Source organism: Paraburkholderia graminis C4D1M (assembly GCF_000172415.1).
In the GTDB taxonomy this organism is placed as follows: Bacteria; Pseudomonadota; Gammaproteobacteria; order Burkholderiales; family Burkholderiaceae; genus Paraburkholderia; species Paraburkholderia graminis.
Genome location: NZ_ABLD01000034.1, coordinates 32,822 through 46,907 on the forward strand (window position 1 = coordinate 32,822; position 14,086 = coordinate 46,907).

8 protein-coding genes and 2 pseudogenes are annotated in these 14,086 nt (G+C 57.1%); 7 read left to right on the plus strand and 3 right to left on the minus strand.

Annotated elements, in window-relative coordinates; genetic code table 11:
- Nucleotides 1–153 precede the first annotated feature (153 nt).
- A complete protein-coding gene (locus tag BGRAMDRAFT_RS30170) occupies nt 154–1,404 on the plus strand; it encodes an MFS transporter (protein WP_006052701.1) in 1,251 nt (416 codons plus the stop codon).
- Nucleotides 1,405–2,097: 693 nt separating this feature from the next.
- On the opposite strand, the gene BGRAMDRAFT_RS30175 is transcribed toward BGRAMDRAFT_RS30170, so the two are convergent.
- Nucleotides 2,098–2,877 (minus strand): NAD(P)H-dependent oxidoreductase, encoded by a 780-nt coding sequence (locus tag BGRAMDRAFT_RS30175; RefSeq protein WP_006052703.1) that lies wholly within the window; start codon nt 2,875–2,877, stop codon nt 2,098–2,100.
- 84 nt (nt 2,878–2,961) lie between these two features.
- On the opposite strand from BGRAMDRAFT_RS30175, the gene BGRAMDRAFT_RS30180 reads away from it, so the two are divergent.
- On the plus strand, nt 2,962–3,876 hold the full coding sequence (locus BGRAMDRAFT_RS30180) for a LysR family transcriptional regulator (protein ID WP_044022005.1): 915 nt from the start codon (nt 2,962–2,964) through the stop codon (nt 3,874–3,876).
- A 141-nt stretch (nt 3,877–4,017) separates the two neighbouring features.
- On the plus strand, nt 4,018–4,722 hold the full coding sequence (locus tag BGRAMDRAFT_RS30185; protein WP_006052705.1) for a DJ-1/PfpI family protein: 705 nt from the start codon (nt 4,018–4,020) through the stop codon (nt 4,720–4,722).
- A gap of 65 nt (nt 4,723–4,787) precedes the next feature.
- Here the strand turns inward: BGRAMDRAFT_RS30185 and BGRAMDRAFT_RS30190 are convergent, their stop codons facing one another.
- Together BGRAMDRAFT_RS30190 and BGRAMDRAFT_RS30195 are read right to left on the minus strand one after the other, a co-directional pair.
- Nucleotides 4,788–5,468 carry a hypothetical protein gene (locus tag BGRAMDRAFT_RS30190; protein ID WP_006052706.1) on the minus strand — a complete coding sequence of 227 codons (681 nt, stop codon included), beginning with the start codon at nt 5,466–5,468 and terminating at the stop codon, nt 4,788–4,790.
- Between the two features lie 767 nt (nt 5,469–6,235).
- Nucleotides 6,236–6,763 carry an Lrp/AsnC family transcriptional regulator gene (locus tag BGRAMDRAFT_RS30195; protein WP_006052707.1) on the minus strand — a complete coding sequence of 176 codons (528 nt, stop codon included), beginning with the start codon at nt 6,761–6,763 and terminating at the stop codon, nt 6,236–6,238.
- Nucleotides 6,764–6,915: 152 nt separating this feature from the next.
- On the opposite strand from BGRAMDRAFT_RS30195, the gene mdeB reads away from it, so the two are divergent.
- From mdeB to BGRAMDRAFT_RS30215, 4 genes and pseudogenes are all read left to right on the plus strand, one after another.
- Nucleotides 6,916–9,657, plus strand: coding sequence for an alpha-ketoglutarate dehydrogenase (gene mdeB / locus BGRAMDRAFT_RS30200; protein ID WP_006052708.1), 2,742 nt, complete (start codon nt 6,916–6,918; stop codon nt 9,655–9,657).
- A gap of 117 nt (nt 9,658–9,774) precedes the next feature.
- Nucleotides 9,775–11,365, plus strand: a pseudogene (gene aceF, locus BGRAMDRAFT_RS30205) (dihydrolipoyllysine-residue acetyltransferase).
- Between the two features lie 283 nt (nt 11,366–11,648).
- On the plus strand, nt 11,649–13,457 hold the full coding sequence (lpdA, locus tag BGRAMDRAFT_RS30210) for a dihydrolipoyl dehydrogenase (protein ID WP_006052710.1): 1,809 nt from the start codon (nt 11,649–11,651) through the stop codon (nt 13,455–13,457).
- 27 nt (nt 13,458–13,484) lie between these two features.
- Nucleotides 13,485–14,086, plus strand: a pseudogene (locus BGRAMDRAFT_RS30215) (thiamine pyrophosphate-binding protein); the annotation flags it as partial.

The following is a 14,086-nucleotide window of genomic DNA, read 5'->3' on the forward strand; positions in this document are numbered from 1 at the left end:
TCGCGACAAGACCGCAGAGTTGACTGGAATTGAGGGAACCGCGTCCTACTCATAGTCAGCAGGTGTCTGCCAGAATGCCCCGTAATAAATCGAAGGGTGAACGGGAATGTGGCAGTCTTTGAATAGCACGACTTCACGCGCGGGAAGAAAATAATGGCAACGCGCAAAAAGGAAGCGACATCATTCGATACGGGAGTCCGGCAATCGAACGCTGTCGTTCTCTCCGTCGCACAAGGTTTATATACAGCCGCAGTGGCCATCGACCTGACCTTAACCGGATTGACCGGTTATCAACTCGCGCCCGACAAATCGCTCGCTACGCTGCCATTTGCGCTTATTACGGTTGCGAGCGCGATTGCGACGCTGTTCGCGTCGTTGCTGATGCAAAAAATCGGCCGACGGCGAGGATTCGTGATCGGCGCGGCCACGGGAGCGTTAGGTGGGCTGGTTTCCGTCTGGGCGATCTTGCAGAACGATTTTTGGTGGTTTTGCCTAGGAACCGCGGCAGTCGGAATATTTCAGGCGTTTGCCCAGTACTACCGGCTCGCCGCGGCCGACTCCGTGGCGCCTCAACAGAAGGCAAAAGCCATTTCGATGGTTCTGGCTGGCGGCGTTATCGCTGCAATACTCGGTCCGGCGCTGGCGGCGTGGAGCAAGAATCTGTTTCCGACGCTTTTTGCCGGTTCGTACCTGATGGTATTTCTTCTTGGTGTCGGTTCAATACTGGTGCTGGTGTTTGGATTCCGTGATGTCGAAGCCGAAATAATTCCGGCCGATGAGGCAGCGGTTGCCCGGAGCCTGACGACTGTTTTTCGACAGCCGATTTCTCTCGCCGCACTTGCGAACAATGTCATCGGAGGGGTTGTCATGATGTTCGTGATGACGGCGGCGCCCCTGGCTGCTGTCGCCAACCATCATTCGATCGATGATGGCGCGAACATTATTCAGTGGCACCTCGTGGGTATGTTTGCGCCGTCATTCGTTGCAGGTCACCTGATCAAGCGATATGGCATGCCGTCCGTACTTTTCGCCGGAATGCTTCTGAGTGCTGCGTGCACTTTTATTGCCTCCGCGTCATCCAGTCTTCCAGCATTCTACGTCGCGTTGCTTTGCCTCGGGATCGGCTGGAATTTCATGTTTGTCGGCGGTACCGCTCTGTTAGCTTCCTCGCACACTCCAGCCGAGCGCGCGAAGGTGCAGGGCGTCGCGGAACTTGTCCGAAACATCTTTACTGCAGCGGCGTCGCTTGTTGCAGGTCCGATCCTGGAGCGCTTCGGATGGGTCAACCTCAATTTGGTGAATGTGCCTTTGCTGGTTGTCGCAGCGGCTCTAACGGTTTTCTGGATGAGAACAGAGCGCAGTTCAGAACGAGTCGTAAGCGATTCCCCAGCTGCGTCTCGTTGAGCACTGGCCAAGCTCACCGAGTGAGTTTAAGTGCGTTGAGCACCATGCGTTCGCGTGACAGATCCGCTCAGGCGGAGACTGACTTTATTGCGGCTGGATCAGGTGGTTACGTTGTACGCTTCGATGAAACGCATAGCGTGCGCGCGCAGCGCGGCTGCGAGACAAGATGAAGTCGCACAAGGCGACACTCTGCAACGAGCACGACATCCCAAGTCTGCTTGCAGGTTCGACACAGTTACGATCGAACTGCCGTGTCTCATCGATGGCACGCGCGAGTTAACTGTGGCTCTCCTCGAGAGCCTGCGCAACGGTATCTGTCAGTCTGCGAGACATTTGTTGTTTGCCCTAAGGACTCGAAGCGCTGTTCGTTCACTTCAGGGGCAAGCACGTCAACCTGCAACTGCTGACCTCTTCATAATTATCGTCACGAAAAAAAGCGCACGATTGAGTCGTGCGCCGTGACAAAGAAGGGCAGGGTAGGAGGATTGCGCCTTCATGTAGTCAAATGTAGACGTGATTTCCCAAGCATCACAGAACTGTCTTCTCCTGACTTCAGACAATCCAGACTGCAAATTTATCAAATTAGCGGCAGGTGATATAGCGCTGCGTTCGAAAACACATTCCAAACAAAACGAACAATGAGCGCAATTTCGCGCGTTTCATTGCGAGATTTCATGAGAACTGTTCGCCGGTCTATCCCTGATGGATAGAAAAGCCGACGGCATCGGGCGATTCGAGATCAGGCCGCAGTTGCATGGTCGGGATAAGATAGTCACCAAAGTTCTGTCGACGATACGGGATTGGGGAAATTGTTTCGATCGTTTGCATTCGTTCCCGTAGTTGCGTCTCCAGCGTGCTGAAACCGGCTTCGTCAAGGCGGTCGGTCTTGTAAGCTACAAACGACGGAAGTACGGTGTAGCCGGGGTAGAACAGGATACCGTGATTGATCGGAAAGAGCAGATCGTCGATCGGGCCATTGATGCCGCGTCGAGAATAATGTTCTTCCCAGCCGCCTGCGGTCACAACGAGCATCGCGCGCTTTCCCTCAAATCTTCCTTCGCCATAACGATCGCCCCAACGTTTGTCGCTGTGATCCCCGATTCCGTGTGCAAAGCCGCAGGAATACACCCGATCGACCCAGCCTTTGAGGATCGCCGGCATCGTGAACCACCAGAGCGGGAATTGCAGAATCAAGGTGTCTGCCCAAAGAAGTTTCTCCTGCTCAGCCCGGACATCTTTTGTTAGCGCATTCGCGTTGAATCCCACTTTCGAGGCATTCGAAACATGCAATCGTGTTTGTTCGTCTAGCAGGGGGAAATCAGTCCGACTTATTTCGGATTTCCACTTCATGGCGTAAAGATCGGATACTTGTACCTCGTGACCTTGCGCCTCGAGTTCGTGAACGGCGACATCACGCAGCGCACTATTCAAGGAGCGCGGTTCTGGGTGTGCATAAACGATAAGGACTTTCATCTTTCAGCGCTTCGGTAGAAAACACGAAGACTAATGGATGAGCCAGTATACTTGAAATGAATTTCTGATATGCCTGGTATAGTCATGGACAATTTGCGAAATCTCGATCTCAATCTGCTTCGCACGCTTGCAGTTCTGCTATCTGAACTCAACGTTACCCGCGCCGCGGAGCGCCTGCATCTGTCCCAGCCATCGGTCAGTGTTCAGTTGGCCAGGTTGAGAGAAATATTGAAGGATCCACTGCTGTTGCCCGGGCCACGGGGCATGCAGCCGACGGCACGGGCGCAATCTTTGCGTGAGCCGCTTGCCAAAGCACTTCTGGCTCTTTCTGAAGTTTTAGCTCCGATCCAGGCTTTCGATCCTTCAACGGCCCGTGTGACCTGGAAGATCGCTGCGACTGACTATAGCGAGTCAACAGTCTTGATCCCCGCACTCCCTGGTCTGCGCCGCCTGGCGCCTGATAGTCGGCTGGCCGTTGTCCAGCTCGCGCCTCGCTCAATTGGACGGCAGTGCGAACGTGGAGAGATTGATCTGGCATTCCATAGTGCTGACGAGGCTCCCAGTGGATTGAGGCATCGATCGTTGTTCATGGAGAAGTACGTGCTAGTCGGCAGGCGCGGTCATCCACGGTTCAACAGGAAGATGTCGTTGACGCAGTTCTGCAAGCTGGACCATGTGATTGTGTCGCCCGACGGAGGCGGTTTTTCAGGTGTCACCGATGCAGCGTTGGCCGAGGCTGAATTGCAGAGGCGGGTCGTGCTTTCCGTTCCACACTTCACGTTCGTCAGAGAAGTGTTGCTGAGTACGGATCTCGTGGCGATGCTTCCCGCCCGATTGGTGAGAGGCATGCCTGGCTTACAGTCGGTGGCGCCGCCGGTCGACATGCCGGGATTTGAGATGGTGATGTTGTGGCATGAACGCTCACATCTCGATCCTTCGCATCAGTGGTTACGCGATGTCATTGTATCGACGATTAATCCTGTGGGGCCGCGAACGTAATCGCAATTTCTCAGGCATTTGTCTTAGTTGTCATAGTGGCAGCAAACAATCAGTCTTTGTCGTTTCTGCCAATCTCGTTGAGCGCGAAAAAGTTTTATGATGAAGATCTTCATCCCATACGAAATCGTTGCGACCTAGAATATGACAAGCAAAATCGAAGACCGTCCTTTGCAAATTGGCATGCTGCTGTTCCCGGGCTTCACCCTCCAGGATCTGGCTGGCCCGCAGACCGCGTTCGGCCTGCACAGTAAAACGCATCTGATCTGGAAGACGTTAGAGCCCGTTCCGACGGACATGGGTGTCACGATGAATCCGACGATTACACTGGATGAAGTGCCAGATAATCTGGATGTGCTGTTCGTGCCCGGTGGCGGAGGCACGCCTGAGATCATGAAGGACCAGGAAATCCTCGACTTTCTTGCTCGCGCCGGGGCAACCGCCAGGTACGTGACCGCCGTTTGCACGGGTTCCGTGATCCTCGCGATGGCTGGGCTGCTCGAAGGCTATCGTGCGGCCACTTACTGGCCGTTCTACGAACCGTTGATCGCCTTGGGAATCGAGCCGAGCTACGACCGTGTTTGCGTCGACGGGAATCGCATCACAGGCGGCGGCGTCACGGCCGGCATCGACTTTGCTCTCCAGGTCATCGCGGAACTAAAAGGGCGCGACGCAGCTGAGTTCACCCAGCTGGTGCTCGAGTACGACCCGCAGCCCACGATGAACTCAGGCCATCCGCGCAGTGCCAGACAGGAAATCATTGATCAGATCACAGGCTTGTGGGGGCGAACCGAGGAAGCGGTCAGAGTGGCGAACGCGCATATGGCGCGCCGCGCCATATCTGCTTGATCATCAGCGAAGCGATCTTTCATCGTTGGCGCTGAATGCTATTGGCGTGGCTTCGACATTGACTGCTAGGAACGCTCCGGCCCAGAAGCCTCGTTCCTTTCCAGCACGTTGAGTGCAGCATTGATCTCGCGCTCAAGTGTTTGGACTTCGTCATGATGGTCGGCATGATGTTCGGATTGCGCAATCAATCGAAGCAAATCGAGGGCGTTGCGTCTGTCGAGTTCGCTCATCCCGTGCTTGACGGAAAGTCTAACCAGATCCAAAGCCAACTGCGTGTTTCCGTTATGTAGTGCGATATCCGCTGCCGAGATTGCCATTTCGATTGGCTCGGATGAAAAACGGGCAATCGGAATGGAACTGTTATCTCCTGACGCAGGCTTATATATCAGATCCGGATAAAACCCGCTGTACAGAGCGGGCATATTCGGCTGCAGTTCCATGGACTCATTCTTTTGTGGTTGCGCTCGCCCTATTGCTGCACGACTTTGAATCATATCTTTGTCTGGGGAGGATTCATTCGTGGCTTTCGTGGCGAGAATGTTAGACGTCTCGTAGTCGCGGAAGAATTGTTCAGTCTTACGTCGATCCAGCCCGGCTTCGCGTTTCAATGCATCAAGCCCGCAGCGGATAAAGAGACGTATTACCGCAGCCTCCGGTTGATTCAATTCAAAGGCGAGTTGGCGCAAGCTTTCATCCATGTCCGGGGGGACAGGTACAGAGCGAAGGACGAACGGTCGATCAACCATCTTTTATCTCATTCTTACGGTGGGAAGCGATACATTCATGCGTATAGGCGGCTCGGACCGAGGGTCTGTAACTTCATGATCCGGAGCACGATAACCAGGTATTGAGCAGTTCCTGATTCCCGCAGCCAGGAGTTAGACGGAGCGTGGTGTTGCCGGCGTACATCGATTTCCGGCGTGGGAGAGTAGCTGACGTTGCGTTATGCCCGGCGGCAAGAAATTGATGGCAGTGCCTATTCAAGCGGACTTTTCACCCTACTCAACTTGGCTCCATGATCTGGAGATACGGGCAGCGTGGTTCTCAACGCACAACGACTTCCGGCAGGCGGCAAACCGGGCAATAACAATGGCTGATAAACGTTCCGGCATCACGTAGGGTTGCCCCGGGAAGGCAATTTCCAGCTGCAACGTAAATATTCCCGCACTGCGAGCAGGTAACTCGTTCGTCTTCGATCAGGTATCGTGGTTCAACTGGATGTTCTGACATGACTACCTCCCCGTACTTGCTGCAGGGCTGTTCCGGGTTTGCCCATTTCAGTGCGTACAAGGTCGAAAGGGTTCATTTGCAAAAAAAGCCTGCGATTCGCGCAGGCTGTGCTCAAAGAACTCAGAGAGGTCCGGCTCGTGCACGCGCTATCGGATAGCACGGATGCTAATCTGATGGATCATTTGAAGCAAGCCTAAGCGACCGATTTTTCACACGCAGGCGTATGAGTGTGAACTCAACGATCGATAGCAATTGCATTTGCTGCTTCGGAGAACTGCAAGGTCTACGTCCATTCGGTCACAGTGCCATCGGGATCAGGTAGCGTCAATCCCGAGGTCGGCAGCGGCAGCGCGGTCTTGTATTGCACCTGCTTGAGTGCAAGGCTGGAGCGAATGTTGGAGATTCCGGGGATCTTCGTCAAATGGTCGACGATGAAGCGCTCCAGCGTTTGCATGTCTGGCATCACAACCCGCAGCAGATAGTCCGCGTCCCCTGTCATCAGATAGCACTCCATGACCTCGGGACGTTCGGCAATCGCCTGCTCGAAACGCGACAGGGCGTGTTCAACCTGCTTCTCGAGCCTCACCTGGATGAACACATTGATTCGTAGCCCGAGCAGTTCCGGATTCAGCAGGGTGACGTGCTGTTTGAACAGGCCGAGTTTTTCTAGCGCGCGCACCCGATTGAAGCATGGCGTTGTCGAGAGATTGACTGCGCGCGCGAGGTCTGCGTTCGTAATGCGCGCATCCTGCTGCAGTTGCCTGAGAATGCCAATGTCGATTCGGTCTAGCCGCTTGGGCTGGTCGGTCATAGATGAAATCTTCCGTAGCAACGCTGAAATTTGGAAAAAATAGCCTATCGCATCTCGTGGATAGACGCAATTCAGATGCTTATTTTGCAGCCAAATCGTTACCATCGGTGAACGTGACCTTGAATCGAAAGCACCTTTCCCGGAGCAGTGCGATGACGGATTTATCCAGCGGCAGTAAGCAGTTTCAGTCAGTGAACAATCAGAACAGTGCGGGTACGGAGCGTCAGGATGTCGATCCGCAGGAAACCGCAGAATGGCTGGAAGCACTGAGTGGTGTCGTCGCACATGTCGGCCGGGACCGCGCACAGTTTCTGTTCGATAAACTCGCCGGGCATGCCGTGTCGTTAGGCATCGAATCGACGCGGACCAACGTGACTCCATATCAGAACACTATTCCGTTCGAGCAACAGCCGCGTTATCCCGGCAATCTCGAGCTTGAAGAACGGCTCGCTGCTGCATTGCGCTGGAACGCGCTCGCGATGGTCGTGCGTGCCAACCAGGCTTACGGTGAACTCGGCGGTCATATCGCAAGCTATGCATCCGCGGCGGACCTGTTCGAAGTTGGCTTCAACCATTTCTTTCGCGCTGCAGCCCCGGGCGGCGAAGCGGGCACCGGCGATCTGGTGTATTTCCAGCCGCATTCGTCGCCGGGCGTCTATGCGCGTGCCTACCTCGAAGGTTTCCTGTCCGAGGAAAATCTCCAGCATTATCGCCGTGAGATCGACGGCCCGGGCTTGTGCTCCTATCCGCATCCGTGGCTGATGCCGGACTTCTGGCAGTTCCCTACCGGCTCGATGGGTATTGGTCCGATCAATGCGATTTACCAGGCGCGCTTCATGCGCTACCTCGCTAATCGCGCTCTCGCGCAAACCGATGGTCGCAAGGTTTGGGGCTTTTTCGGCGACGGCGAAATGGACGAGCCTGAGTCAACCGGCGCTTTGTCGTTGGCCGCGCGAGAAGGGCTCGACAATCTGGTCTTCGTCATCAACTGCAATTTGCAGCGGCTCGATGGTCCGGTGCGCAGCAATGGCCGCATCATCGACGAACTGGAGGCGCACTTTGTCGGCGCTGGCTGGAACGTCATCAAGGTGGTGTGGGGCTCGGACTGGGACGCGCTGTTCTCGCGCGATCGAACCGGCGCCTTGCTGCGCGCATTCGCGCATACCGTGGACGGCCAGTTCCAGACTTTCTCCGCCAACGACGGCGCGTACAACCGCGAACGATTCTTCGGTCAGAACCCCGAGTTGGCCGCGCTCGCCGCGCAGTTGAGCGACGACGACATCGACCGTTTGCGCCGGGGCGGCCACGACGTGCGCAAGCTGCACGCGGCTTACGCGAAGGCGCTGGCGCATCGCGGCCAGCCCACGGTGATTCTCGCGAAAACGATGAAGGGCTTCGGCATGGGCACGTCGGGCCAGGGACGCATGACCACGCATCAGCAAAAGAAACTCGGCTTCGATGAACTCAGGGCGTTTCGCGATCGGTTCCGTCTGCCACTGACGGACGAGGACATCGAACAGGTGAAGTTTTATAAACCTGCAGAAGATAGCCCGGAGATGCAGTACCTGCATGCCCGACGGTCGGCTCTCGGAGGCTATCTGCCGAGGAGGCGGACAGTCGCTTCGAAGGGGCTGACGGTTCCGCCGATTTCCTCCTGGGGGCAATTCGCTCTGGAGACGGGTGGCCGGGAAATGTCCACGACGATGGCCCTCGTGCGCATGCTGACCGCGTTGCTCAAGGACAGCGAAGTTGGCCCGCGGGTGGTGCCGATCGTCGCCGACGAAGCGCGTACTTTCGGCATGGCAAACATGTTCCGCCAGGTCGGTATCTATTCCCCGCTCGGGCAGTTGTACGAGCCGGAAGACCTCGGCTCGATGCTGTATTACCGCGAGGACACGAAGGGGCAGATTCTCGAGGAAGGCATTTCGGAAGCGGGCGCGGTGTCATCCTGGGTTGCGGCGGCAACCTCGTACAGCGTGCACGATCTGCCGATGTTGCCGTTCTACATTTACTACTCGATGTTCGGCTTCCAGCGCATCGGCGATCTGATCTGGGCGGCGGCGGATCAGCGCGCGCGGGGCTTCCTGATCGGAGCGACCTCCGGCAAGACGACGCTCGGCGGCGAGGGCTTGCAGCATCAGGACGGTACGAGCCACCTGGCGGCGTCGACGATACCGAACTGCCGCGCGTACGATCCCGCGTTTGCGTACGAAGTGGCCGCGATCGTCGACGCAGGTATGCGCGAGATGGTCGAGCAGCAACGCGACGTGTTCTATTACGTGACGGTGATGAACGAGAACTATGCACAGCCGTCGGTGCCGGGCGGTGATTTGCAGACGCTGCGCGAAGGCATTCTCAGGGGAATTTATCGCCTTCCCGCACAGGAACAGGGAAGGGCGGACGTTAAAGTTCAGCTACTCGGGTCTGGCGCGATATTGGGCGAGGTGATTGCCGCGCAGAAGATGCTTCGGGACGACTGGCAGATCGAAGCAGCCGTGTGGAGCGTAACGAGCTTCAGCGAACTGCAGCGGGACGGGATGAGCTCGGAGCGCGGTGCGCGTTTTGGCGAAGCGACCGAGGCGCCCTACGTCAGTACAGCGCTCAATGCCTCCGTAGGCCCGATTATCGCCGCTACCGACTATGTGCGCGCAGTGCCTGAACTGATACGTGCCTACGTCCCGCGCCGATATGTGACGCTCGGCACCGATGGTTTCGGTCGCAGTGACACCCGTCAGGCGTTGCGGGAGTTCTTCGAGGTCGATCGGAAGTCGATCGTGATTGCGGCCCTGAAGGCACTTTTTGATGAAGGCGTCATCGGTTCTGACGTAGTCGACAAGGCAAGGCAACTTTACGGCATGCACAAACCGATGGGCGCTCCTTCGTGGCTAAAGTGACAAACGAGCCGACGGATCTTCGGCGACGCTGATGTGCGTTGCATTGTGTCGGAAGTAGGGATTGCTTCCACTGCGCCGCCAGAAATACTCAATCAGTGTCTGAAAATCTGAAGGCAGATGCCGGCAGTGTATGAAGTCGAAGTACCGTCAAGAGCAAATACACCAACCTGTCGCTGCCTGACCTAAGTGTCAAAGCTGGTGATTATGTAAGAGAAGAACAGACGTGGATTGCCATCTAATACGGCAATCCGCGTTGGATGAACCGTGCCCGACAGCCAGTAACGACATGCAAGTCAGGGTCAATGTCGACGACACAATATTGGAGGAATCGTTGATAGCAGTCCAGCAAGACGCGCAAGCCAGTGGCACTGAATCGGCTTCGACCGACCAGGCTGCGCCGCTTGCGGTGGCGACAGCAGCTAGCGCCCTGATTGAAGTTGAGGTTCCAGATATCGGCGACTACAAAGATATTCCTGTGATCGAAATCTCGGTGAAGGTCGGCGACCGCGTCGAGAAGGAACAATCGCTGGTGACGCTCGAATCCGACAAGGCGACCATGGACGTGCCAAGCTCGGTTGCGGGCATGGTCAGAGACGTCAAGGTCAAGCTTGGCGATAGCGTTTCAGCGGGCACGGTCATCGTAGTAGTCGAAACTCAGGGAGCCGCGGCACCCGTTGCCACGCAACCGGTCGCAGCGCCGCCTGATGTGCCTGCAGTTCCGGTGCCGACAACTCCCGCGCAAGCGGAGGTATCAATTGTCTCGACTGGTGAGGGCGGCTCTCGTCAAGACAGTCATGCATCGCCGTCGGTGAGAAAGTTTGCGCGCGAAGTTGGCGTCGACTTGAAGCGCGTGCGTGGCACGGGTCCAAAGGACCGCGTTACGCGAGCCGACGTCAGCGTCTTCGTCAAGGACGTGATGACGGGCCAGCGCCCGGCGCCCTCTGGTGCGGCTGCGCCCGTTGCCGGTGGCGGCGGGTTGAATCTGTTGCCCTGGCCTAAGGTCGACTTCTCCAGGTTCGGTCCGGTTGATGCCAGGCCGTTGTCGCGTATCAGGAAGATTTCGGGCGCGAATCTGCATCGCAACTGGGTCACGATTCCGCACGTCACGGTCAACGACGAAGCGGACATCAGCGACCTTGAAACGTTGCGCGTGCAGTTAAACAAAGAAAACGAGAAGGCCGGCGTAAAGGTGACGATGCTGGCATTCGTCATCAAGGCGGTCGTGGCCGCCCTGAAACGGTTTCCGACATTCAATGCCAGCCTCGACGGCGACAACCTCGTGTTCAAGCAGTATTTTCACATCGGCTTTGCCGCGGATACGCCGAATGGCCTGGTCGTCCCGGTCATTCGCGATGCGGACAAGAAAGGTTTGATCGATATCGCCGGGGAAATGGCCGAGCTGTCGAGGCTCGCGCGCGACGGCAAGCTTAAGCCGGATCAGATGCAAGGTGGATGCTTCTCGATCTCTTCTTTGGGCGGTATTGGCGGCACTCACTTCACGCCGATCATCAATGCACCGGAGGTTGCGATTCTCGGGCTGTCGCGTAGTGCGATGAAACCGGTTTGGGATGGCAGGCAGTTTGTTCCACGGCTGATTCTGCCGCTTTCCTTGTCGTTTGACCATCGTGTCATCGATGGAGCCGAAGCTGCGCGCTTCAATGCGTATCTAGGTGCAATCCTCGCCGATTTTCGGCGTGTGATTCTTTGAGGTGGTGATTGCGCGGGGCGCTGGTTTTTTCTGTGATCAGCGTTTTTATGTAGAACCTGCTTTGCTGGTGGTCTATTAGTGTCGCCCCTGTGCGGGGCGGCACCTACTTTTCTTTGTCCCACAGGGACTACCTTCGGGTCGTCTTCCAAAGAAAAGTAGGCAAAAGAAAGGCGCGTCCTTGGGCGGACTGCAAAGGATGTTTCTGTCCGCCTCGTTGCCAGCTTTTAGGCTGCAATTTTGTGAGTTCTTCCTTCATCACGGTCAATAAGAGAAGGGGACACTAATGAGTCTCGTCGAAGTAAAAGTGCCGGATATCGGTGACTTCAAGGACGTCGATGTCATCGAAGTCAATATCAAAGCGGGCGATGTCATCGAGAACGAGCAGGCGCTCATGACGCTGGAGTCGGATAAGGCTTCCATTGAAGTGCCCAGCGATGCGGCAGGCACGGTCAAGGAAGTTCGTGTCAAAGCCGGCGACAAAGTCTCGCAAGGTACGGTGATCGCGCTCGTCGAAACGTCGGCGGATGCGGCACCGGCAAAAGATGCCCCGAAGGCCCCGGCGAAGGAGCCGGAGAAAGCATCGGCACAAGCGGACGCGAAACCGCAGGCGGCAGCGGCGGCTCCAGCCGAAGCTGCTACGCCCGCACCGCAGGCAGGCAGTTTCTCTGGTAACGCGGATATCGAATGCGACATGCTGGTGCTCGGTTCGGGCCCCGGTGGCTATTCGGCGGCATTCCGCTCCGCCGATCTCGGCATGAAGACGGTGCTGGTCGAACGCTATTCGACGCTCGGCGGCGTGTGCCTGAACGTCGGCTGTATTCCGTCGAAAGCGCTATTGCACACGGCGCTCGTGATCGACGAAGCCGAAGCGCTCGGCTCGCATGGCATCACGTTCGGCAAGCCGCAGATCGATCTGGACAAGCTGCGTGACTTCAAGTCGGGCGTCGTCAAAAAGCTCACCGGCGGCCTCGCCGGCATGGCGAAGATGCGCAAGGTCGAAGTCGTGACGGGGACGGCCTCGTTCGTCGATCCGTATCACATGGAAGTGCAGGTGGACGGCGGCCGGAAGATCGTCAAGTTCAAGCAGGCGATCATCGCGGCGGGCTCGGACGCGGTGAAGCTGCCGTTCATTCCGCAGGATCCGCGCGTGGTCGATTCGACCGGCGCGCTTGAACTGAGGCAGATTCCGCAGCGCATGCTGGTGATCGGCGGCGGCATTATCGGTCTGGAAATGGCGACGGTGTACGCAACGCTCGGCGCGAAGATCGACGTGGTCGAAATGCTCGACGGTCTGATGGCGGGCGCGGATCGCGATCTGGTCAAGGTCTGGGAAAAGTACAACAGCAAGCGTTTCGCCAACGTCATGCTGAAGACGAAGACCACGGCGGCCGAAGCGAAAGACGACGGTATCTACGTGTCGTTCGAAGGCGAAAAGGCCCCGGCCGAAGCGCAGCGCTATGACCTCGTGCTGGTGGCGGTCGGCCGTACGCCGAACGGCAAGAAGATTAGCGCGGACAAGGCCGGTGTCGCGGTGACGGAACGCGGCTTCATCGAGGTCGACAAGCAGATGCGCACGAATGTGCCGCATATCTTCGCGATCGGCGATATCGTCGGTCAGCCGATGCTCGCGCACAAGGCAGTGCACGAAGCGCACGTCGCCGCCGAAGTCGCGCACGGCGAGAAGGCGTACTTCGACGCGCTGCAGATTCCGTCGGTGGCGTACACCGATCCGGAAGTGGCGTGGGCGGGCAAGACGGAAGGCCAGTTGAAGGCCGAAGGCATCAAATACGGCAAGGCCGTGTTCCCGTGGGCCGCATCGGGCCGCGCGATCGCCAATGGCCGCGACGAAGGCTTCACGAAGCTGCTGTTCGATGAGGAAACGCATCGCGTGATCGGCGGCGGCATCGTCGGTCCGAATGCGGGCGATCTGATCAGCGAAGTTTGCCTCGCGGTCGAAATGGGCGCGGATGCGACGGATATCGGCAAGACGATTCATCCGCATCCGACGCTGGGCGAATCGATCGGGATGGCCGCCGAGTTGTACGAAGGCGTCTGTACCGACTTGCCGCCAACGCGAAAGTCAGCTCACTAGCAGGATAAGAAATATTAGGGCGTTGCAATGAACCACAATCTGGAAGAGTTGGAGACCATCGAGAACGCCGCTGTCAGCGGTGTCGATCTTTTCGGTGCGGAGATGATTGTCGCGGCGCTGCGCGCAGAGGCTGTCCAATATATTTGGGGATATCCCGGTGGCGCCGCGCTCCCCATTTACGATGCCTTGAGCAAGCAGGATCACGTGAAGCATATCCTGGTGCGCCACGAGCAGGGTGCCCTGCACGCGGCCGATGGTTTCGCAAGAGCCACTGGCGAGGTGGGCGTGGCACTTGTGACTTCCGGGCCGGGTGTAACCAATGCCGTTACAGGGATCGCCACGGCGCACTTCGACTCGATCCCGTTGGTTATCATCGCAGCCAATGTTCCGACCAGTGTCATCGGTGAAGACGCTTTTCAGGAATGTGACGCGGTTGGTATTACGCGGCCAGTCACCAAGCACAATTTCACGGTGCGGGAGGTCTCGGAACTCCCGAATGTCCTCAAGAAAGCCTTCTATCTGGCGAAATCGGGACGCCCTGGCCCCGTCCTCGTGGATGTTCCAAAGGACGTCCTTCTGAACCGCGCATCTTCGTCTACCCGCAATCGGTGAAAATCCGCTCTTACTCG